We start from the raw sequence: 23,003 nt of genomic DNA on the forward strand, positions 1-23,003 counted from the left end.
TGGCGTCCGCTCGAAGGCTTCGTCTATGCGGTGTCGCCGTTCAACTTCACGGCCATCGGCGGCAATCTGACGACCGCGCCCGCGATCATGGGCAATACCGTGCTGTGGAAGCCGTCGGAGAAATCGGCACTGGCCAACTACATCTTTTTCGAAGCGCTGGAAGAGGCGGGTCTGCCGCCGGGCGTCATCAATTTCGTGCCGGGCGATGCCGAGTTGACCACGCGTGTCGCGCTGTCGTCGCCGGATCTGGCGGGCATTCACTTCACGGGTTCGTCGGCGGTGTTTCAGTCGCTGTGGAAAGGCGTCGCGTCGAAGGTCGATGCGTTCCGTACGATTCCGCGCCTGGTCGGCGAGACGGGCGGCAAGGACTTCGTGCTTGCGCATGCGTCGGCGAATGCGTCGGAAGTGGCGATCGCGCTGATTCGCGGCGCGTTCGAATACTGCGGGCAGAAGTGCAGCGCGGCGTCGCGGGCGTATATCCCGAAGAGCTTGTGGGGCGCGGTCAGTAAGGAAATCCGTGAGCGTCTGTCGCAACTGAAAGTCGGCGATGTGGCGAACCACGACACGTTCATGGGCGCGGTGATCTCGCAGGCTTCTCACCAGAAGCTTTCGCGCGTGCTGGCGGCGGCCAAGGACGACGCGGCGGTCAAGTTCGTCTCCGGCGGCAAGACCTGGTCCGATCCGGGCTATTTCGTCGAGCCGACCGTGCTCGAAGTCAGCGACCCGCATCACGCGCTGATGAAGGAAGAACTGTTCGGCCCCGTGCTCTCCGTGTTCGTCTACGAGGACGACGCGTGGAACGAAACGCTCGACCTCATCGACGCGACGAGCCCCTACGCGCTCACCGGCTCGATCTTCTGCACGGACCGCTTCGCGCTGCATCACGCGGAAAGCGTGCTCGTGAATGCGGCCGGCAATCTGTATCTGAACGACAAGCCCACGGGCGCGATGATCGGCCAGCAGCCCTTCGGCGGCGGCCGCGCGAGCGGCACGAACGACAAGGCGGGCTCGTATCTGAACCTGCTGCGCTGGGCGTCGCCGCGCGTGGTGAAGGAAACGTATCTGCCGCAGCGCGACTGGACCTTCGGCGCTTGAGTTCGACCCCGGCTTCTCCTGAGGACACATCATGTCAACCATTGTTTCTTTCAAGAACGTACAGAAGACCTACGACGGCGAAACTCTCGTCGTCAAGAATCTCAATCTCGACATCGAGGAAGGCGAGTTTCTGACGATGCTCGGGCCGTCCGGATCTGGAAAGACGACATGTCTGATGATGCTCGCGGGCTTCGAAACCGCCACGCATGGCGAGATTCTGCTTCAGGGGAAGCCGATCAACCGTATTCCGCCCGAGCGCCGCAACATCGGCATGGTCTTTCAAAGCTATGCGCTCTTTCCGCACAAGTCGGTTGCGGAGAACCTCGCGTTCCCGCTCAAGGTTCGCAAGATAGCGAAGGACGAGATCGCCCGTAAGGTCAAGCGCGCGCTCAACATGGTGAATATGGAAAAGTTCGCCAACCGCATGCCCGGCCAGCTTTCCGGCGGGCAGCAGCAGCGCATCGCGGTTGCGCGCGCGCTGGTGTTCGAACCGGCGCTCGTGCTCATGGACGAACCGCTTGGCGCGCTCGACAAGCAGCTTCGAGAGCAGATGCAGTACGAGATCAAGCAGATTCACGAGCAAAGCGGCCTGACCGTGGTCTATGTCACGCACGACCAGAGCGAGGCCATGACTATGTCGGACCGTATCGCCGTGTTCAACAACGGCATCATCCAGCAACTCGCGCCGCCGCCCGCGTTGTATGAACGCCCCGAGAACGCCTTCGTCGCGCGATTCATCGGCGAAAGCAACGAGCTCACGGGAACGGTCTCCGTGATGGACAAGGAGCGCTGCACCGTGAAGCTGGCGAGCGGACAGAGCATCAAGGCAAGCATCGGGCCGACCATTCGGGAAACCGGGTCCGCCAGCATTTCCCTGCGGCCCGAGCGCGTTGCCGTCGGCGATCTGGCCAAAAATTGCGACAACGTCTTTCAGGGCGGCGTGAAGGATCTCATTTATTACGGCGACCATCTTCGTGTCGTGATGCAGGTGTGCGGACAGAACGACTTCATCGTGAAGCTGCCGAACGACGGCGCCGCGCGTCAGTTGCGTGTCGGCGATTCGGTGCATATCGGCTGGATGGCGGAAGCGTGCCGCGCGTTGCAATGAGCGAGCGCGCCCTGCCGTAACCCGATCAGAACACGCAAGCGCGACAAGGTTGCTGCGCACATAGTTAGGCATACATAGCAATAGAATCGATCAGGAGGACGCGGCCCACGCCGCACGACCATGATGATGCTTCCCCACGATATTGCCGTTCCCGCGGATCAGCCAGCGGCACCGTTGACCCTCAAAGACTCGAAGAGTCTGAAAGCCAGGCTCCGCAACGCGGAACGCGCTGAACGAGTGAAGGCATTGCTGCTCGTCGCGCCCTTGCTGATCTTCCTCGTCGTCACCTTCCTCGTGCCCATTGGAAGTCTGTTGATGAAGAGCTTTCGCGACGCCACGCTGTCTCAGGAGCTTCCCCACGCCGCGGCATTGCTGAGGGAATGGGACCCTGCCCAAGGCAAGCTGCCGGGCGAAGCGGTATTCGACGCCTTCGCGCGCGACCTCATCGCCGCAAAGGGTGGCGAGGGCGTCAGTCGAGTCGCGTCCCGGCTCAACTATGACGAGGCGGGCATGCGCAGCCTCGTCATGAAAACGGCGCGCCGCCTGAGCGACGACGGCGCCGGCACATGGCACACGCGTCTTGCCGCCATCGATGAACGCTGGAACGACATCGGCGCATGGTCGACGCTGAAATACGCATCGTCGCCGTGGACGCTGGGCTATTACCTGAAGGCCTTCGATTTCAAACGAGACGACCACGGCGCGATCGTGCGCGAAGGACCGGGCGAGCGCCTGTATGTCGATGTATTCGTGCGCACCGCGTGGGTCAGTATCGCCGTGAGCGCGCTGTGCCTGCTGTTCGGTTATCCGGTCGCGTACTTTCTCGCGACCATTCCGGCTCGCTTCAGCAACCTGCTCATGATCATGGTGCTGCTGCCGTTCTGGACATCGATTCTCGTGCGCACGACGTCCTGGGTCGTCGTGTTGCAGCAGCATGGCGTATTGAACGATCTGCTCAAGACGCTCGGGCTCACGGAGCACGGCTTTCAGCTCATCTACAACCGCTTCGGCGTGCTGGTCGCGATGACGCATATCCTGCTGCCCTACGCGATCTTGTCGCTGTATTCCGTGATGAAGGGCGTTCCCAACATCTACATGAAGGCGGCGCGTTCTCTCGGCGCCGGACCAATCCGCTCGTTCTTTCAGGCGTATTTCCCGCAGACGCTGCCGGGCGTGGGCGCCGCGGGCATGCTCACGTTCATTCTCGCGGTCGGCTACTACATCACGCCGGCCATCGTGGGCGGCCCCGACGATCAGCTCGCCAGTTACTACATCGCCAATCACGTCAACAACACGCTGAACTGGGGATTGGCTTGTGCGCTCGCTTCGATCCTGCTGGCCGGCGTGCTGGCGATCTACGCGATCTTCGTTCGTATGACCGGCGGCGCCGGTGTCAAGCTGGGGTGAATCGAATGTTCAACTTTCCTGCCTATGTCACGGTCTGGGGACGGCTCGGACGCTGGTCGCACGTCGTTCTGTCGATGGCGGTTCTCGTATTCCTGATCTCGCCGATTCTCGTCGTGATGCCGCTGTCGTTCAATTCGCAGCCTTACTTCACGTATCCGCTGCCCGGCGTGAGCCTGCGCTGGTATCGGGACTTCATCGATAGCCCGGAATGGATGCTCGCGCTGAAGAACACGCTGATCGTAGGCTCCGCCTCGACGATTCTCGCGACGACGCTCGGCATCATGGCGTCGCTCGGGCTTACGCATCCGCGCTTGAAGGGCCGCGCGCTGATCACCGGCATTCTGGTCTCGCCGATGATCGTGCCTTTGATCATCACGGCGGTCGGCGTGTATTTCGCCTTCAGCCCGTTCGGCCTCGTGAATAGCCTCACCGGTCTGATTCTGGCGCATGCCGCGCTTGGCGTGCCGTTTGTCGTGGTGACGGTCACGGCCACGCTGGCGGGCTTCAACGAAACGCTCTCGAGAGCCGGCCGCAGCCTGGGCGCGTCGCCGTTGCGCGTGTTCCTGCAGGTGAAGCTGCCGATCATCGCGCCGGGCGTGATCTCCGGCGCGCTCTTTGCCTTCGCCACGTCCTTCGATGAAATCGTCGTCGCGCTGTTCCTGACCGGCACCGATCAGCGCACGGTGCCAAGGCAGATGTGGGCGGGCATTCGCGAGCAGCTCAGCCCCACGATTCTGGCCGTTGCGAGCGTGCTTGTCGTGATCTCGACCTTGCTGCTCGTCACGCTGGAACTTCTGCGTCGCAGGACCGAACGCTTGCGCGGTACGGCGAGCTTCTGATCATCCATTCAGGCCCAAGAGTCCATCAGGTATCCTCATCATGCTGTCGCCAATCCAATCGACGAATACCGCCGCAACCCATCTCGAGACGCTGCGCCAACGCATCCGCGACGCATCGTCCTTACCCGAAGACGTCGTCGTTCAAGCGCTGATGAAAGAGGCGCAGTTCGATGCCGCAACGTTGAAAAAGACGCAGGATCTCGCGGCGCGGCTCGCGCAGGGCGTGCGGGACGCGCGCATCGACGCGGGCGGCGTGGACCTGCTCACACAGGAATTTTCGCTCGACAGCCGTGAGGGCATCGCGCTGATGTGTCTCGCCGAAGCCATGCTGCGCATTCCCGACACCGAGACGCGCAATCAGCTGATTCGCGACAAGATCGTCGATGCGGACTGGCGCGCGCATCTCGGCAAGTCGCCGTCGCTGTTCGTCAATGCCACGGCGTGGGGCTTGCTCGTGACGGGCAAGCTCCTGAAGCAGCCCGACGAAAACGCGCTGGCCGAAGCGCTGACGCGCGTCGTGCGCAAAGGCGGGGAAGCGGTCGTGCGCGGCGGCGTGGCCTACGCCATGCGCATGCTCGGCAAGCAGTTCGTCACCGGCCAGACGATCGAAGAGGCGATCGGCGTGGCGAAGGGCCGCGAGTCGAACGGCTATCGCTACTCATACGACATGCTCGGCGAGGCCGCGCTGACCGACGAGGACGCGCAGGCTTATTTCGAGTCGTATCGGCACGCCATCGAAGCCATCGGCAAGGATGCGAAGGGTCAGGGGCCGATCGACGGGCCGGGCGTTTCGGTCAAGATCTCGGGCCTGCATCCGCGCTACGAGCTTGCTCAGCGCGAGCGGGTGCTGGCCGAAATGTATCCGCGCCTGCTGCAACTGGCGCAGATCGCGAAGCAGTATGGCATCGGCTTTCACCTCGATCAGGAAGAGTCGGCGCGTTTCGACCTGACGCTCGAAATGCTCGAACGGCTGTGCTCGGAGCCGACGCTCAGCGGCTGGAACGGTATCGGCATCTCGCTTCAGGCCTATCAGAAGCGCGGGCGCGCCGTGGCCGAGTGGATCATCGCGCTGGCGCGCGCGAATGGCCGCCGCATCAACATCCGTCTCGTGAAGGGCGCGTACTGGGACACGGAAATCAAGCTGGCGCAGGATGCCGGTGCGGCGGGTTATCCGGTTTTCACGCGCAAGGTGCATTCGGACGTGAGTTATATCGCCTGCGCGAAGGCCTTGCTCGACGCGCCGGACGCCATCTTCCCGCAGTTCGCCACGCACAATGCGTTCACGCTGGCCGCGGCGCATACGCTGGCCGGCGACAAGCCGTACGAGTTCCAGTGTCTGCACGGCATGGGCGAAACGGTGTACGACCAGGTCGTGAGCGCGTCGAAGCTCGGCAGGCCTTGCCGGATCTACGCGCCCGTGGGGCCGCACGCGACCTTGCTCGCGTATCTCGTTCGCCGCCTGCTGGAGAACGGGGCGAATTCGTCGTTCGTCAATCAGATCGTCGATCCGGCGGTGAGCATCGCCGATATCGTGCAGGACCCGGTGGCGAAAGCGGCGCGCACGGGCGGCAAGCCGCATGCGGGCATCGTGTCGCCGCGCGGATTGCTGCCGGGCCGGCTGAATGCCGCATCGATGGACTTCGCGGATTCGCAGGCGTTTGCGCAGGCCGTCGCGGCGATCCGGGCGAACCGGATCAACGCGAGGCCCATCGTCGCGACGGCGGCGGATGCGTCCGGCGATGCCACCGCGCTCGTGCACAGCGCCGGCAACCTCGCCGAAACGATCGGCAGCGTGACGACGAGCACGGTGAGCGCCGCGGCGGGCGCGGTGGCATCCGCAGCGCAGGCGTTGGCGGCGTGGGCGGGCACGCCGGTCCGCGAGCGTGCGGACGTGCTCGAACGCGCGGCTGCATCGCTGGAAAGCAAAGGCGCGCACTTCGGCGCCGTGCTGGCGCTCGAGAGTGGCGCAACGCTGTCCGAGGCGGCCGAAGAAGTCCGGCGGGCCGTCAACCTGTGCCGCCTCTACGCGCATCAGCTCGTGAGCGATCCGCGCCTCGGCGATGCGAAGCCGCTCGGCGTGGTGGCGAGCATCAGTCCGTCGGCGTCGCCGCTGTCGTGCTTCGTCGGCCAGGCGGCCGCGGCGCTCGCCTCGGGCAATGCGGTCGTGGCGAAGCCGTCATCGAATGCGTCGTTGACGGCGTTCGAAGCCACGCGCGTATTCATCGACGCTGGCTTGCCTGCCGGCGTCATGCAACTGATGCCGGGCCACGGCACGACGATCGGCCGCGCCCTGGTTTCCGACTCGCGCGTCGCCGCCGTCCTGTTCGGCGGATCGCGCGACGTGGCCGCATCGATTTCGGCACGGCTTGCGGAACGCGCGCAGCCCGCGCGGCTCATCGCGTCTCATGGCAGCGTGAACGCGATGATCGTGGATAGCTCGGCGCTGCCCGAGCAGGTTATCTCGGACGCGATCCAGTCCGCGTTCCACGGTGCGGGGCAATCGCTCGCATCGTTGCGCGTGCTCTGCCTTCAGGATTCGACGGCGGACAGAGTCTTGCGCATGCTCAACGGCATGCTCAGCGAGCGCAACACGGGTGATCCGCTCAGCGCCGCCACCGATATCGGGCCGCTCACGAACCGGGCGGCGAAGGACCGCGCGGAGACCTACCTCGCGCAGATGCGGCGGCAGGGATTCGCGGTCACGCGCGGCACGCTGTCGGCCGAGTGTGCGGACGGCAATTTCGTCGCGCCGGCCATCGTCGATCTGAAGGATGTGGCGTCGCTCGGCGTCATCGATCCGGGCGTCGTGGGGCCCATTCTTCATGTCGTCCGCTTCAGGACGGGCGCGATGGACGATCTGATCCGCCGCCTCGATGCGCTCGATTGCGCCGTGCTCGGTCTTCACACGCGCATCAACGAAGCGAGCGGCAAGCTGCTGTCGTTCTCGAAGGCGAACAGCGTGTGCATCAACCGGTCCATTCATCAGGCGTTCCCGGGCATGCAGCCGGCTGGCGGCTCTGGTGCGGCCGGCACCGGTCCGATGAGCGGCGGGCCGCTGACGCTCTTCAGCCTCACGCGCGGGGAACCGTCCTCGTATGAAGCGCCGCAAGGGCCGTTCGGCGGATCGAAGGCGGCCGTCAGCGAAAAGTTCTTCGAGTTTCCGGTCGAGAGCGCCGATGGGCGTCTGACCGCGCGCAACACCGCTCAGGCGCAGGCGCGCGCCGAGCGCCAGCAGATGCTGGATGCGCTGCTGCACGCGCCGGCATTGCGGCGCATGAACGCGTCGCAACGGACGTCGGCGGAAGCGTTCCGCTCGCGCCTCGGCCAGTTGATCGACGCGTCGAAGCCGTTCAGCCTGCCGGCGCTGACGGGCGAGGAAAACACGCTCGAACTGCTGCCTCGCGGACAGGTGCTCTGCACGGGAGAATCGGCCTTCGCGCTGGCCATGCAGGCGATGGCGGCGGTGGCCTTCGGCAATGACGCCGTGCTGACGAAGTCCGCTTTCGCGGATGAGATCGCCGCCGTGCTGGGCCGCGCATGCCGGGTGATCGATTCGTCGCAAGTGCAGCAGGCGCTGTCCGGTGAATTGCGCGCTGTGCGCGTGGAAGCCGTGCTGGCCGAGGCCGATCTCCCGGATCTCGGCAAGCTGCGCCGCGCGGCGGCCGCGCGCCTGACCAGTGTGATCGTCGCGGACGCTTCGGGTCGATACGACTGGACGCAACTCGTGCGCGAGCGCGTGACCACCGTGAACGCGAGCGCGGCGGGCGGGAACACGCAACTCATGGTCATGAGCGAGGATGCAATGTAAAGCAACGGCGACGCCTAGCGCGCGTGAGGCGTCGCCATGTTCATTTTCCAGATCCGATGAGTCGCATCGTCGATCATGCCGTGGAATATGCCGATCGCTTCATCGATGCTGATGGTCGCCGCGACCCGGTGTTCGATCCAAAGCCCGTGAACCAGCGCCATCGCCTGAATGGCGTGAATGCGGGACATCACCGGATCGCATCCGGCGCGGCGGAAGTCGAAAACGAAGTTGGAGCGCAGCCGCCTCGAAAACGCCGTGCAGAGCCGCCGCACGTCCTGTTCGTGCGCGGACGAGCTCCACATGTGCGGCCAGACGTTGGCCGCGCCCTGACTCATGACTTCGTCGTTGAAACACATGTCGGCGGTGAATTTCATCCGCACGATGGGATCGGCGATGTCCCGCCGCCCGTCGGTGAGCTGTTCCCGCACTCGCCGGATCAGATGTTCGAACGTCTTGTAGACGAGGCTTTGCTTGTTCTCGAAATGATGATGGACGAGACCCACCGATACCCCGGCGTGTTCGCTGACGCGCCTGATCGTCAGATTTTCAAGGCCGACTTCACCGACCACGGCCAGCGTGGCGTCGATGAGCTTGAGCCGCATCCCTTCATAGGGACCGGCTTCGTCCTTGCGGCCGGGTCCTGCAACGACGGCTGCCTTCACGATGATTTCCACTTGTGTGCTCTAGCGTGCCGGCCTCGGGGCGATCGTCTGGCCGGTCGGGTCTCGCTAGTTTATCCGAATGCCTGGGCGCGTCGACCGCTGAACAGATGTTCACGGAAATTACCTCTGGCATAGGGATAAACCGGATGCTACGGCGCTAAAAATCCCTTTTTCGGTCCGAAATTCACGTATATAGTGGCGGAAAGGATTGAAATGCTGAACGCATGTTCAGCGATGTGGATTCAGGCAAAAGGTAGCACTGAACGACAGTTCAACGTCTGAACTATCTAATTTCAAACGAGAGCGCGTAAGTCATATAAGTAGGAACCCTAACAATAACAAACCGAAGCACCGTGTTTTTTAACCGAGACGATTGGCATCGCGTTGCCCCACGTCGCTATGAAGGAACCCACAGCATGAAACTGAAGACCCGATACTCAGCCACGATTGCGATGCTGATTGCCACCTCCGTGGCGAGCGTCTCCGCCAGCGCAGCCGACATTGTCTTTGCCAGTTGGGGCGGCTCCTATCAGGACGCCCAGAACGCCACCGCGGTCAAGCCGTTCGCCGCGCAGACCGGAACGAACGTCAAGTCCGATGTGTACAACGGCGGCATTGCCCAGATCCGCAGCCAGGTCCAGACCAACAACGTGACATGGGACGTCGTCGACATACAGTACGCGGACGCCATCCGCGCCTGCGACGAAGGGCTGCTGGAAAAGATCAATCCGGCTGCGCTGCCGGCCGGAAAGTCGGGCGAGCCCGCGAAGTCGGATTTCATGTCGGGCGGCCTGTCCGAATGCATGGTCGGCAACGTCGCGTGGTCGACCGTGATCACCTACAACAAGGACGCGTTCAAGAGCGGCGAGCCGTCGAAAGTGGCCGACTTCTTCGATCTGAAGAAGTACCCCGGCAAGCGCGGACTGAGAAAGTCTCCCGAAGGCGCGCTCGAATGGGCGTTGCTGGCGGACGGCGTCAAGCCGGCCGATGTCTACAAGGTGCTCGGCACCAAGGAAGGCGTCGCGCGTGCGTTCAAGAAGCTGGACACGATCAAGTCGTCCATCGTGTGGTGGGAAGCGGGCGCTCAGCCGCCTCAGCTTCTGGCCGACCGCGAAGTCACGATGACGAGCGCCTACTGCAACCGCATCTGGACGGCGATCGCCCAGGACAAGAAGCCGTTCGGCTTCGTCTGGGACGGCGAAGTGAAGAACATCGAAGGACTGGCGATCGTCAAGGGCACGAAGAACCTGAAGGCCGCACAGGAGTTCCTGAAGTTCTCGACCGCGACGGAGCAGCTTGCGAAGCTGAGCTCTTCCACCGCGCTCGGCCCGATGCGCACGTCTTCGCTTTCGCTCGTCGATCCGGCGGTGAAGCCCTATCTGCCGACGCATCCGGATAACCAGAAGACCGCGGTCGATGTCGACGTTGCATTCTGGGCGGATCATTCCGACGACCTGAACCAGAAGTTCGCCGTCTGGCTCGGGGCGAAGTAAGGCAGAACCAGACCATACGAAGCCGACGCGCGAAGCGTATCTTAGAACCTGAATCGCGCGCGCAATCATGCAGCGACACCGCGCGCGATGCCGATGTCAACCAAGAGAACACCATGACTTTCAAGCGTACCTTTCATGCGGTCGAGACGCACTCGGGCGAGCCGATGCGGGTGATCACGGGAGGCGTGCCGCATATTCCGGGCAATACGGTCTATGAGCAGATGAAGTGGCTGGAAGAGCACGACGATCAGATCCGCATGCTCATGCTGCGCGAGCCGCGCGGTTATCCGCCGCTGTGCTGCAATCTGATCGTGCCGGCCAAGCATCCCGATGCGGCGGCGGGTTACATCATCATGGAGCAGGTGGAGTATCCGGTGATGAGCGGCGGCAACACGATCTCGGTCGCGACCGTGCTGCTGGAAACCGGCATGCTGCCGATGCAGGAGCCCGTCACGGAGTTCCAGCTCGAAGCGCCCGCGGGTCTCATCGGCATCCGCGCCGAGTGCAAGAACGGGAAAGTGACCTCGGTCACGTTCAAGAACGTGCCGGCGTTCGCGCCGTATCTCGAGAAGGTCATCGACGTGCCGCATCTCGGCAAGGTCACGGTAGATGTCGGCTGGGGCGGCATGTTCTATGTGATCGCCGATGTGCGCCAGTTCAAGGGGCTGGAACTGAAGCCTGAGCATGGCAAGGAAATCACGCGCGTGTCGGCGCTCATCCTCAAGGCGGCGCAGGAACAGTTGCCGGTCGCTCATCCTCACTATCCGGGGTATGGCATCACGATCGCGCAGTTGTCCGGGCCGACGGAGAATCCGAACGCGGACTGGAAAAACGCGGTCACGGTCGCGAGCGGCGCCATCGATTTCGATAATCCGGCGACATGGACCGGCGCGATCGATCGTTGTCCGTGCGGCACCGGCACGTCGGCCAAGATGGCCACGCTGCACGCCAAGGGCGAACTGGACCTGAACCAGCCGTTCCGGCACGAGGGCGTATTGGGTACGGTCTTTACGGGCAAACTCGTGGAGCAGGTCAGGATCGGCGATATTCCGGCGGTCGTGCCGACCATTTCCGGCCGCTCGTGGATTTACGGCTTCAACACCTACGTGCTCGATCCGGACGATCCCTTCACCCACGGTTACACGCTGGGAGACATCTGGGCATGATGCATCGAGGACGGTGACGAAACCATGCGATACGAGCGTGAAGAAGCAAAGCAGATCGCGTACGGCGCGATCAGGGCAGCCGGCGCGAACGACGCCGTCGCCCATTCCCTGACCGAAGCGGTCCTGTCCGCCGAACTCGCCGGCAGCAAGGCGGTGGGTTTCGCTCACTTGTCCGACTATCTCGATGGCTTCCTGAAGGGGCGAATAGCCGTCGATGCGGACCCGGCGATCGCTTTTCCCGCGCCTGCCGTCATCACGGTCGATGCGCGAAAGGGCATCGCGCAGCTCGGGTTCGATCAGGCCTTCGATGAGTTGACGACGCGGGCGGCGACCTACGGGATCGTCGCTTTGTCGATATCGAACAGCTTCACCGTCGGCGAACTCGGTTATTACACGAGACGCCTCGCGGAGCGTGGGCTCGTTTCGATCGCCACATGCAACGCGACGGCGCAGATGACCACGCTCGAAAGCGGCCGCGCGGTGTACGGAACCAATCCGGTTTCGTTCGCCGCGCCCGTGGCTGACGGACGGCCGCTCGTCATCGATCAGGCATCGAGCGCGACGGCTTTCGTCAACGTGCGCAACGCCGCCGAGCGCAACGAACCCATTCCTGAAGGCTGGGCCGTCGATCAGAACGGCAAGCCGACCACGGATGCCAGGGAAGCCGTGAAAGGCCTGCTCGTCGCATTCGGCGGCGCACGCGGCGCCAACATCGCGATGATGATGGAAGTTCTCGCGGCGGGCGTCACCGGAGCCAACTGGTCGATGGATGCGCCTTCGTTTGCGGAAGGCAGTGAAAGCCCGGGGGTCGGGCTCTTTCTCGTCGCGCTCAAACCCGAGATCTTCTCGCCCGGCTTCCCCGAGCGGCTTGCGGCGGAACTCGCCCGGCTGGCTGGCGCGGGCGTGCGTATTCCGGGCAGTCACATCCAGGTTCGGGAAATCGACGTGCCCGCGGAAACCATCGACCGGGTGCGTGGCTACGCGCAGCGTTCGCGGTCTTGAGCGCGGAGCAATCGAGCGGCGTCAGTCATCGAACCGGCTGACGCCTTGTCGTTGTCAGATGCCTTGTGCTTTCAGGCGCGCGTCGTACCAGCGGCAGAACTGGTCGAGCGGCGCTTCGGTGTAGGGCGAGTAAGGCCCCGGCACGTAAGCGGGATCCTGCGTTCCGCTATGCGTGTTCGCCACCAGATCGGCGTCTTGCTGATTGGTTGCGAGCCAGACTTCCGTCAGTGTCTTGAGATCGTAATCGACGCCCTCGACGGCGTCTTCGTGAACGAGCCACTTGGTCCGCACGAGCGTCTTGTCCGGTGCGATCGGAAGAATGAAGGCGACGATGGAATGATCGCTCATGACATGAGTCCACGAATTATGGCCCCACATATGCACGTCTCCGAGGTCGCGGCGTTGCAGATCGCCAAGCAGCTTCGTGCTCGCGACCTTCGTGCTCAGCGTCTGCGACTCGTTGCTGCCGGCGATGACCAGACGCTGCGTGCGGAAATTCGTGTGCACGCTTTCGTCGAGCGATTCGAACAGCGCGCAGATATACCCTTCGCTTTCCCAGTCCTCGCGGTTCTTCGCATTGCGGGCCAGGTAGGCGTCGTAGTTCTTCATCGCCTCTTCGCCGAGCCCGTCGGGACAGAAGCCGAAGTCTTCGGGCAAGAACGAGTTGGTCAGTTCCGGATGCGTGGCTTCGCAGTGATAGCACTCGCGATTGTTTTCCATCACGAGTTTCCAGTTGCCGTTCTCGATGAGTTCCGACTCGAAGGCGATCTTGGTGCGCTGCATGTGATGCGGCGCGAAGCGCGGCGTCATCACCTGTTCGAGCTTCGCGATGTCTTCCGGCGGATCGTCCGAGAGGCAGACGAAAATGTGCGCGCCGATCACTTTCGTGTGAACCGGAATCAGGCTTCGGCATGTCTTGTCGAAATCCTGTCCCATGTGCGTGGCGTGCTTCAGGCTGCCGTCGAGCTCATAGGTCCATTGATGATACGGGCAGACCAGCATGCCGACGCTGGCCTTGCCGGGCTGTTTCATGATTCTCGAACCGCGATGGCGGCAGACGTTGCGATACGTGCGGATGTTCTCGTCGTCGTCGCGCACGATCATGATCGACGCTTTCCCGACCTCGACGGTGGAGACGTCGCCCGGTTCCGGCACGTCGGCCGTCACGCCGGCGAGAATCCAGAGCTTGTTGAAGAAGACATCGACATCATTGTCGAAAACATCCGGACGACTGAATATTTCGCCGGGAAAACCGCAGCCGGGCGCGCGGCTGTCGATCAGTTCGCGATGCGTTTTGGGGGGCGTGGCAGACACGTTTTCGCTCCAGAAATAAGTGTTCTTGGCAGGCACGGTTCGAATCCGTACGCGCAGTATTGGAGTTCGGATTTTCAGCGTCAACGTCCTTTATTGTTCTGTCCGCATTACCCCAGGTTATGCGATACGGGCCCCACGAATTCATGACAGGAGATCTTTCCCGATGAAGGTGACGAGAGGCCCCAAGGGCTACAGGCGGATCATTCCGTCGATGACCGCGCTGGTCGAGTTCGAGGCGGTCGCCCGGCTCGGCAGTTTCACCAACGCCGCGAGCGAGCTGGGCGTCAGTCAGGCCGCCGTCAGCCGGCAGGTCAAATGTCTCGAAGAGACGCTGGGCGTGAAGCTGTTTCACCGCCTGCACCGGTCGATCTCGCTCACCGGCGAAGGCGAGTCGCTCTATCTGGTCGTGGCCGAATCGATGCAGAAAATCGCGGGCGTGTTCGACCGTCTGTCGTCGGGGTTCGAGCAGCAGGAACTCGTTCTGGCGTCCACTGCCGCGTTTTCGCAGCTTCGCCTCGTGCCGCGCCTCGCGAATCTGAAACGCTTGCAGCCGAAGCTCCGTCTGCGCCTGACCGATCCGATGTTCACGGCGGATTTGCGTCATAACGAAGTGGACGTCGCGGTGCGCTTCGGCGACGGATCGTGGGGCGACGGAACCTCGACCCTGCTGTTCGACGAAGAGGTGTTCCCCGTGTGTTCGCCGCGCTGGCTCCGCGAGAATGAAGCGCCCGATACGCTCGAAACGCTTGCGCGCATGCCCTTGATCGACTCCGACTCGACCTCGCAAGGATGGATGGCGTGGGATACGTGGTTCGCCTCCGTCGGGCATCGGCCCGCGCGACTGAATTACGCGCTCCGCTGCAGCATCTACACGGATGCGGTGCTGGCGGCGCGCTGCGGGCAGGGCGTGGCGCTGGGCTGGGGGCGTCTCGTCACGGACCTCCTGGCATCGGGTGAACTGGTGCGGCTGCATACGGCTTCATGCAAGCCGGTGGATGCTTACTACATCGTCGTGCCGCACGGGCGATCGATCACGTCGTCGATAACCGGGCTCGTCGAATGGCTGCATGGCGATCCCGCTCCGCTTTGAGCGGACAGGAATACAAGCGGACACAAAGCTCGACATCAGCTTCGTTGATCCAAGCGTCGTCACGACGTGGCGCCTGCAAAATGGAACGCAACAGTACAACCCTCTTGAGCCGTGTCGATATCATGAATAGCGCGAAACGCCCTGAGTCTGCGACGGACGCAGCGGGAAAATTTCCGACCTATCAGCAGGACTCGGGCTGGAACGCCATGCTGCCGCGGCGCGACGCGAGACCGGCCACGAACATTTCACGCTTCGGGACGATCGTCATCGGCGGCGGCTACACCGGTCTCGCAGCGGCGCGGCGGATCGCCGAGTTGCGGCCCGAAGAACAGGTGCTCGTGCTGGAAGCATCGGTGATCGGCGAAGGTTCGTCGGGGCGCAACTCCGGCTTCGTCATCAACCTGCCGCACAACACGAAGATGGGCGGCCATACGAGCCCGGTCGAAGTCGCGCGCAAGCAGATCCGCATGTACGACGCCGGTCTCAAGTGGCTGGCCGAACTGGTTCGCGCGCATGGCATCGACTGCAAGTGGAATCCGGTCGGCAAGTTTCACGCGGCGGCGAGCGAGGCGGGCGTTCAGAATCTGCGTGCGTCGCTGGCCCAGTATCGGGAATGGGGCGTGGACTACGAGGAATGTGATCGCGACGCCTTGCAGCACAAGCTCGGCACGCGCTACTACCAATACGGCTTCCATTCGTCCAATAACGTCTTCGTGCAACCCGCCGCGTTGATTCGCGGCCTGGCCGATTCGCTCCCGCCGAATGTCGTGGTGGTCGAGAACGAGGCTGTCCTGTCGCTCAGCGAATCGAGACCATTTCAGGTGACGACCAGCCGTGGCGCCTACACCTCGGATCGCGTCATTCTGGCGAACAACGGTTTTGCGAAAGCGTTGGGAATCCTGAATGATAGGCTGATTACGATTTTCACCTATGCCGCGCTTACGCCTCGCCTGCCGGAATCCGAGCTCGCAAAAATGGGCGACGCGCCGGAATGGGGCGTCATTCCAGCGAATCGTCTCGGCACGACGCTGCGGCGCGTGCAAGGCGGGCGCTTCATGGTTCGAAGCGCTTACTCGTATGAGCAGGAACAGTCGCCGGCCGACACGCTGGCGCAATTGACCGAGAGCTTCCGGCGGCGCTTTCCGGACCTGAAATCGCATCGCTTCGAGTATGTCTGGGGCGGCACGACGGCGTTGACGCGCAACGGAGCGACTTACTTCGGCGAGTTGCGGCCCGGACTCTTTGCATCCTTGGGCTGCAACGGCGCGGGCGTGCTCAAAGGATCGACGTATGGAAAGCTGCTAGGCGAGATGGCAATGGGCGCGCAGTCGGCCTGCCTCTCGGACGCCCTCTCGCTGGAAGGCCCTAGCTGGCTGCCGCCGGAGCCGTTCAGGCGCATCGGCGTGGTGTCGTCGATCAGATATCAGGCCGCGCGCGCAGGCCTTGAGCGTTGAGCTTTCTTCAATCAAACGTGGAGGATTCGAGGTGGCGGAAATCAAGCGGAGTCACGTGGGCAAGCGGCTGTCCGAAGTCGCTGTGCATCAGGGCACGATCTATCTCGCGGGACAGGTTCCCGGCGACATCACGCAAGACATGGCGGGGCAGACAAGGCAGGTGCTGGCGTCGATCGACGCGTTGCTGGCCGAGCACGGTTCCGACAAGTCGCGCATTCTGTCGTGTCAAATCTTTCTCTCGGACATGAAGCAGGCCGCCGCAATGAACGAGGTCTGGGACGCATGGGTCGCGCCCGGCCATACGCCGCCGCGCGCCACGGTCGGCGCGACGCTGGCGCAACCCGAGAAGCTGATCGAAGTCGTGATCGTGGCCGCCGCCTGAGAAACGCCACGACCGGGCGATCTTCTTTTCGTCGAAAGTCCCGAAAAGCCGGTGGTTTCCGAGTCTGATCGCCGGATCGCCGCTCACGCTCCTCCCTTACGCTGATGACATGGATGCCTGGCTTTTCGAAGCCGCATCCGGTATGTCACGCGCCGCTTGCCGCGGCGCTCCGTTCCTCATCAGCAAGGTTATCGTGAAGCCCATTTTTCTGACCGCCGCGGCGGGCGCGGCGTTTTCCGTATTTCTCTCCGCGTGCGGCGGATCGACGCCCTCCACGTCGGGCGGCGTGTATATGGGACCGGTTGCGAACGCATCGGTGGCCGCGCATGAAATCGCCGCGGACGGCACCGTGTCCGACAAACCTTCCGCCATCGCCACCACGGCCAGCGACGGCACGTTCAGGCTGCGCGGCGCGCTGCGCTATCCGCTGCTCGTGCGCGTGACGGGCGGCAGCTTCGAGGAGGAAGCGGACGGCGCGGCCGCGAATCTGTCGGGCGAACTGGACGCGGTCTATCTCAGCGCGCCTGCGCAGATGGTCGTCTCCGCGTATTCGAGCGCGATCGTCGCCGATGCGCGCGCCGCGGGCGGGCTCGTCGCGGGCAATATCGCGGCGGCGATGTCGCGCGTGAACGCCTTCGCCGGCGATATCGACGTGCAGCAGACCACGCCGGCCTTCGCCGCCGCGGGCACGGCATCGACGGTCACGGACGGCGCGAAGATGGCGCTCGCGCTCGGCGCGGAATCGGAGAGCCGCACGGCGGATGGCGGCAGCATCGGCGAGAGCACGCAGGATATCGTCGCGCAGGCGGCCAACGGCGACACGCTGACGTCATGTCACGCGGGCGCGGGCAATATCGCGGCGGACGGCACGCTCGGCGCGCCCACCGGGGGCAACTGTTCGATCACGGCGGGCGCTTCGGCTTACATGTCGAATCCGCGCAACCGCTCGGGCATCACGGCCGCCGCGCAAATCGAGCCGGCGATGCCCGGCGCGATCCAGACGGCGAAGGGCAGCGCGCTCGCGTGCGGCGACCGCATCGCGTTGCTGAACGACAATCTCGCGCTCTTCGACGGCCGCCGGAACGACGTGCAGGCCAAGCTCACCGGCAACATGACAAAGGCCAACTGGGCGACCTTCGTCACGACGAGCAGCTGGGGCCCGCTCGCCGGCCAGTACGGCGCGATCCAGCCGCCCGCCGGCTGCGCGGATATCGACACGTTCCGGCGCGAGCTCGTGATGGCCGTCGAAAACTACTGGGTCGATCAGAACATCAACTATTGCCATCACCATATTCCGGGCTGGCTGCCGATGGACGATTCGTCCTCGGCCGATCCGAAATACCGCAACTCGTCCAAGGGCAGCACGTCGGGCGAAAAGGGCAATTCCACGCAGCAGTACGGCATGACCTGCACCGCGCAGCGCAATGGCATCGACGGCTCGCAGATCGTCCAGCATCAGGGCGAGGCGAGCGCGCAGGCCTTGCCGTCCGCGCAGATTCAATGGCACGGCGTGGACTGCTCCGACTTCACCGCGTGGGTCTACAACTTCGCGGGGCTCACCACGGACAATCGCGAAGTCGAAACCGGCATCACCACGCAGGCGTGCATGACGCCCGCGGGCGCGGCGAGCACGCCGAAATGGGCAGGCCCGCAACAGGCGGGCGTGCTGCTCGACATCAATCACGGCAACTTCGACGATACCTCGAAGCACCTGCTGCCGGGCGACCTGCTCTATATCACCGTGGCGCCGCCGAAAGTCGGCAATGTGACGGCGCCGGAGACGGCCACCTCGACCATCGCGCTGTCGCATGTCGTGACGTGGACGGGCAAGAAGTGGTCCGAATTGCGTAACGGCCCGGACGGCTGGCGTTACGATCCGGCGCACATCGGCGAGCCGGGCTCGCGTCTGGGCGGCGATCTCGCCTACATCCTCAACGATAACGACGTGCTTCGCGCGCTGACGGCGCTCGATCCCTACATGATCGTGGACAGCCATTACGCGGGACCGGCCTACCGTCCGTTCTACGGCTGGTATCGCGGCAGCGTGTCGAACGCGCGGCGCATCATCGGCGCGGACGCCGCGCGCGCGAATCCGGAGCTTGCGGCGCTGATCATCGAGCAACAGCCGTCGATGGCCCGCCAGGCCGCGAAGGGCACGCTCGGGCAGATCGTGCTGGCGTCGAAGCACGGTCTCGCGAATGGCGGCTACCGGCTCGCCTACACGCAGGGCAGCAACGGCGCGCTCGCGAGCTGCGAACGCGTCGGCATCGCGAAGTAAGCCGATCGGCGCGGCAAAGCCACGAATAGTCGCCTCTTTGGCGTTCTGCTCGGGCTTTTGACCGCGCCGCGCATCGCTACACTCTCCGACGTATTCGAAGCGGCTCAAACAAAACAACAAGGAACGGCGATGGCCGACGCAGTGAACCATTACTTCGTGGGCTTGACGCAGCAGGCCTCGGCGGGCGGCCTCGCGCGCCTGCGCGGCCACGGCGCGCTCACGATTCCGGCTTCGCTCGTCTATCCGGTCGGCGCGCGGTTCAGGGACTTCGTGCAGCCGCTCGTCACGCTGCTGAACGGCGACGATCGCGTGCACGAAATCGTTTTGCGTCCCGTGCTCGGGCGTTATGGCGCGAGCCAGGAACTTTCCGTCGGCCTCGAAGTGAAAGCTGCAAGCGGCTTCGACGCCGCCGCGCTCGCCGCGCGCGTGTTCTCGCTCGCCCGCGCCGCCGCTCAGACCGACGCCTTCGTGGGCCGCGTGCTGCCGCCCGGCGAATGGACCGACAACGCGCGGCCCGGCCTGACGGTCATGTTCAAGGAGCCGACGCGCATGGCGGATACCGTGGATCTCGTGCGCCGCATCGTCGAATTTCCCGGCGAAGGCTGGGCCATCGACGGCTTCACGATGATTCCGTCGGCGCAAAGCCGCATCGGCATCGTGCAGGGGTTGCGCTATATCTTTCTGCCCGAGATCAGCATTCGCTGGGATCTCGACCTGCGCGAACGCCTCGGCGCGAACGACGACGAAATCGACGTGATCCTGCTCGATCAGGCTACGCGCATCGGCCGTCTGTGCAAGGAGCTTCAGCAGGACCCGACGATCGACGCCGCGTGGCTGAGCTGGTTCGACATCATGGTCGCGGGCATCGAGGATTATCGCGAGGTCATCGGCATTCTGGCGGCCGAACAGGGCGCGCGCGCCGCCGACCCCAGATCGATGACGCGCATGGCCTTCTCCGAAATTCTCCGGCTGACGAGTTCGGGCGTGCTGCAAAAACGCCTCGAACATCTCGGCGCGGCTGCCTCTTCATCGAGCGAAACAGCGTATGTCTGATCTGACGGCGGCCTTGTTCGCCCGCTACAACCGCGTCATGCGGATCGCGTTCGTCGGCGTGCTCGTCGTGGCGTGCGCGCTCGTGTTTCTGCAGTACCGGATGACGTTGCAGGCGCAAACATCGAGCGTCAGTCAGCGCATGCAGGAACAGGCCATCGCGCTCGACGCGCTCGTGCGCAGCAGCACCGACGCCGTCAACTCGATGCGCATTCAGGGCGAGACGTGGTTCCGTCTGCATCCGGAAGGCACGGCTCCTTCGCCGCTCTTCGCCGCGCTGCGCCCCGGCAAAGATCCCGGCAGCGTCCAGCTCGACGTGCTGCCGCCACCGTGGACCGCCGCCGACGCAGGCAATCTCACCGGCCTGATCGGCCCGCGCACGCCCGCGCTCGACCGCGAACTCGAAATGGCCTTGAACCTCAACGGCACGTTCAAGACGATCATGGCGAACCTGCCGGGCGCGACGTGGGTGTATTACACGTCGGCGCGGCGCTTCATCGATATTTATCCGTGGGTCGCCTCGCAAGACTTCTTCTACGCGGATTCGCTCAAGGAAAAGGACTTCTTCACGGGCGTGCAGAGCAAGGCCGATCCCGGCCGCAATGTGTTCTGGACGCCCGTTTATGTCGACGAAGCCGGCAAGGGCGTGATGGTCACGGCATCGGCGGGCGTGTTCGACGATGGCCAGTTTCGCGGCTCGGTATCGCTCGATCTGACGCTCGGCTGGCTCAACCAGTTCGTGCGGACGTGGCCGCCGGGACTGGGCCGCATGTTCATCGTCAACGATCGCGGTCAGTTGCTCGCCGATCCGCACCTCGTGCGCGAGGGCGCGCAACACGTGTTGTCCGCGGTCGATGCCTTTCCGCCGGAACTGCGCGGCGATGTGCAGGGCGTGCTCGAAGACGCCGCCGGCCGCCTCACGATACGCGGCGACTATTACGTCGAAGCGGTCGGCATCGAGCATGCGCCGTTTCGTCTCGTGCTGCTGCTGCCGCGCTGGAACCTGCAGCGCGTCGCGCTCGAAACGGGCGTGCCGAGCGTGCTGGTGCTCGTGCTGAGCCTCACGCTGATGCTCATGATCGCGAGCCGCATGACGTACAACGACGCCATCGTGCCCGCGCAAAAACTCGTGCGCTATATCCAGGACGAAGACCGCGGCTCGGTCAAATCGATTCCCGATATTCCGCAGGCATGGCGGCCGTGGTTCCTCACGATTCAGAACGTCTTCAACGCGCATACGAAGCTCGTGTCGATCCAGCAGGAACTCGACGTTGCGCGGCGCATGCAGCAATCCATCGTGCCGACGCGCTTTCCGTCGCGTTCCGACCTGCAGATGTTCGCGCGCATGATTCCGGCGCGCGAAGTCGGCGGCGACTTCTACGATTACTTCTGGCTGTCGGATCAGAAGATCGGCATGGTGATCGCCGATGTGTCGGGCAAGGGCGTGCCGGCCGCGCTGTTCATGGCGGTGGCCCGCACGCTGCTGCGCGCGATCGCGCCGAGCGCCGCGAGTCCCGGCGCGTGTCTCGCGCTCGCGAACGATCTGCTCGCGCAGGACAATGAAGCCACGATGTTCGTCACGCTGTTCTACGGCATTCTCGATACATCGACGGGCGAACTCGATTACGCTAACGGCGGGCATAATCCGCCGTATCTGATCGGTCCGGACGGCGAGGTATCGCAATTGCCGGGCACGGGCGGCATGGCGCTCGGCGTGCTGGAAGGCACGCCGTTCGCCGAAGGGCGCGCGCGGCTCGAAGCGGGTTCGACGCTCCTGCTTTATACCGATGGCGTCACCGAAGCGTTCAATCCCGCCGACGAGGAATACGGCGAAGCGCGTCTCGCGCGGCATCTCGCGAACGCGAAGGGCGCGGATGTCGAGACGCTGCTGAAGGGCATTTTCGACAGCGTCAATCAGTTCGCCGATGGCGCGCCGCAATCCGACGACATCACGTGCCTTGCGGTTCACTACGGCGCTTCCGGATCGACGAACGCATGAACGCCACCGACACTTTCGACATGCAACTGGACGCGCAGGCGCCGGATATCGGCGAACTGGTGAATCGCTTGCAAGTGTGTTTCGATGCGCGCGGCTTGCCGTCGAAGCTGTTTCAAAGCTTCGCGATGGCCTTCGACGAAGTGATCTCGAACATCGCCGCTTACGGTTCTGCGCACGATCCGATCCGCATTCGCGTGACGTTCGGCGCGGACGACGTGCGGGCCGAAGTGATCGACGACGGCGTCGCGTTCGATCCGCTCCAGTTGCCGGACCCCGATGTGACGAGCAGCGTCGATGAACGCGCGATCGGCGGTCTCGGCGTGTATCTCGTGCGCAAGATGATGGACGAGGTCGCCTATGAACGCCGCGAGCGCTTCAACTGTTTGATGTTTCGCAAGCGCATCGTCGCTGCGCCGGATCTACCGAGGACTTAAATGAATATCACCGAAAGCCGTGAAGGCGAAGTACTGGTCGTTGCTGTGAGCGGACGCATCGACAGCACGACATCGAAACAGCTCGAGGATCTATTGCCGGAACGCGTGCAGGTTACGCCGCGCGTGCTGCTCGACATGAGCGATGTGCAGTATGTGAGTTCAGCGGGATTGAGGGTGCTGTTGAAGGCGGCGAAGACAGCGCGCAGCACGGGGCATGGTTTTGTCCTGACGGGTTTGCTGCCGCAGGTGCATGAGGTGTTTCAGGTGATCGGGTTCGATGCGCTGTTTCGGATCGTCGCGGATCGGGGCGAGGCGATGGGCGCGTTGGCGGGGTAAGTTTGCTGACGTCGTTTCGAAAAGCGAATCGTTTCGGCTATACGGCCAGCGTCTTACGTCTTGACCGAGAACTTACAGATTTACGG

At 63.6% G+C, this 23,003-nt stretch carries 18 protein-coding genes; 16 read left to right on the forward strand and 2 right to left on the reverse strand.

Features of this window, described 5'->3' with window-relative positions; translation table 11 throughout:
* The 5 genes from AWB70_RS16395 to putA all read left to right on the forward strand — a co-directional run.
* On the forward strand, positions 1–1,095 hold a 1,095-nt coding region (locus AWB70_RS16395), incomplete at its 5' end, for an aldehyde dehydrogenase family protein (RefSeq protein WP_060854104.1).
* Positions 1,096–1,126: 31 nt separating this feature from the next.
* Positions 1,127–2,203, forward strand: a complete 1,077-nt coding sequence (locus AWB70_RS16400; RefSeq protein ID WP_053570639.1) for an ABC transporter ATP-binding protein — start codon at positions 1,127–1,129, stop codon at positions 2,201–2,203.
* A gap of 237 nt (positions 2,204–2,440) precedes the next feature.
* Positions 2,441–3,610, forward strand: coding sequence for an ABC transporter permease (locus AWB70_RS16405; protein ID WP_235024272.1), 1,170 nt, complete (start codon positions 2,441–2,443; stop codon positions 3,608–3,610).
* A gap of 5 nt (positions 3,611–3,615) precedes the next feature.
* Positions 3,616–4,449: an ABC transporter permease gene (locus AWB70_RS16410; RefSeq protein WP_053570637.1), complete on the forward strand. Its 834-nt coding sequence runs from the start codon at positions 3,616–3,618 to the stop codon at positions 4,447–4,449.
* Between the two features lie 40 nt (positions 4,450–4,489).
* Positions 4,490–8,257: a bifunctional proline dehydrogenase/L-glutamate gamma-semialdehyde dehydrogenase PutA gene (putA, locus tag AWB70_RS16415; RefSeq protein ID WP_053570636.1), complete on the forward strand. Its 3,768-nt coding sequence runs from the start codon at positions 4,490–4,492 to the stop codon at positions 8,255–8,257.
* A gap of 14 nt (positions 8,258–8,271) precedes the next feature.
* Here the strand turns inward: putA and betI are convergent, their stop codons facing one another.
* Entirely contained in the window at positions 8,272–8,919 is a 648-nt protein-coding gene (gene betI / locus AWB70_RS16420; protein WP_041733024.1) for a transcriptional regulator BetI, read from the reverse strand.
* Positions 8,920–9,335: 416 nt separating this feature from the next.
* Between betI and AWB70_RS16425 the strand changes: the two genes are divergently transcribed.
* From AWB70_RS16425 to AWB70_RS16435, 3 genes are all read left to right on the forward strand, one after another.
* The gene (locus tag AWB70_RS16425) at positions 9,336–10,412 is read left to right on the forward strand and encodes a polyamine ABC transporter substrate-binding protein (RefSeq protein ID WP_053570635.1); all 1,077 of its coding nucleotides are present in this window, start codon (positions 9,336–9,338) and stop codon (positions 10,410–10,412) included.
* Between the two features lie 113 nt (positions 10,413–10,525).
* Positions 10,526–11,578: a proline racemase family protein gene (locus tag AWB70_RS16430; RefSeq protein WP_053570634.1), complete on the forward strand. Its 1,053-nt coding sequence runs from the start codon at positions 10,526–10,528 to the stop codon at positions 11,576–11,578.
* 24 nt (positions 11,579–11,602) lie between these two features.
* Complete coding sequence (locus AWB70_RS16435) at positions 11,603–12,580, forward strand: Ldh family oxidoreductase (RefSeq protein WP_053570633.1); 978 nt, start codon at positions 11,603–11,605, stop codon at positions 12,578–12,580.
* Positions 12,581–12,634: 54 nt separating this feature from the next.
* On the opposite strand, the gene AWB70_RS16440 is transcribed toward AWB70_RS16435, so the two are convergent.
* Positions 12,635–13,894 (reverse strand): aromatic ring-hydroxylating oxygenase subunit alpha, encoded by a 1,260-nt coding sequence (locus AWB70_RS16440; RefSeq protein WP_053570773.1) that lies wholly within the window; start codon positions 13,892–13,894, stop codon positions 12,635–12,637.
* A 163-nt stretch (positions 13,895–14,057) separates the two neighbouring features.
* Here AWB70_RS16440 and AWB70_RS16445 point away from each other — a divergent pair, with 163 nt between their 5' ends.
* From AWB70_RS16445 to AWB70_RS16480, 8 genes are all read left to right on the forward strand, one after another.
* Positions 14,058–14,984: a LysR substrate-binding domain-containing protein gene (locus AWB70_RS16445; protein WP_175582539.1), complete on the forward strand. Its 927-nt coding sequence runs from the start codon at positions 14,058–14,060 to the stop codon at positions 14,982–14,984.
* A 122-nt stretch (positions 14,985–15,106) separates the two neighbouring features.
* Complete coding sequence (locus tag AWB70_RS16450) at positions 15,107–16,438, forward strand: NAD(P)/FAD-dependent oxidoreductase (protein ID WP_053570632.1); 1,332 nt, start codon at positions 15,107–15,109, stop codon at positions 16,436–16,438.
* 31 nt (positions 16,439–16,469) lie between these two features.
* Complete coding sequence (locus AWB70_RS16455) at positions 16,470–16,820, forward strand: RidA family protein (RefSeq protein WP_045456517.1); 351 nt, start codon at positions 16,470–16,472, stop codon at positions 16,818–16,820.
* Positions 16,821–16,962: 142 nt separating this feature from the next.
* A complete protein-coding gene (locus AWB70_RS16460; RefSeq protein ID WP_374730243.1) occupies positions 16,963–19,098 on the forward strand; it encodes a hypothetical protein in 2,136 nt (711 codons plus the stop codon).
* 129 nt (positions 19,099–19,227) lie between these two features.
* On the forward strand, positions 19,228–20,151 hold the full coding sequence (locus tag AWB70_RS16465) for a hypothetical protein (protein WP_053570631.1): 924 nt from the start codon (positions 19,228–19,230) through the stop codon (positions 20,149–20,151).
* A complete protein-coding gene (locus AWB70_RS16470) occupies positions 20,144–22,147 on the forward strand; it encodes a SpoIIE family protein phosphatase (protein ID WP_053570630.1) in 2,004 nt (667 codons plus the stop codon). Before AWB70_RS16465 ends, AWB70_RS16470 begins: the two co-directional genes overlap by 8 nt.
* Complete coding sequence (locus AWB70_RS16475; protein ID WP_053570629.1) at positions 22,144–22,581, forward strand: ATP-binding protein; 438 nt, start codon at positions 22,144–22,146, stop codon at positions 22,579–22,581. The genes AWB70_RS16470 and AWB70_RS16475 overlap by 4 nt, the downstream gene beginning before the upstream one ends.
* The gene (locus AWB70_RS16480) at positions 22,582–22,917 is read left to right on the forward strand and encodes an STAS domain-containing protein (RefSeq protein WP_053570628.1); all 336 of its coding nucleotides are present in this window, start codon (positions 22,582–22,584) and stop codon (positions 22,915–22,917) included.
* Positions 22,918–23,003: the final 86 nt, after the last annotated feature.

This window comes from Caballeronia cordobensis (genome assembly GCF_001544575.2).
Taxonomy (GTDB): Bacteria; Pseudomonadota; Gammaproteobacteria; order Burkholderiales; family Burkholderiaceae; genus Caballeronia; species Caballeronia cordobensis.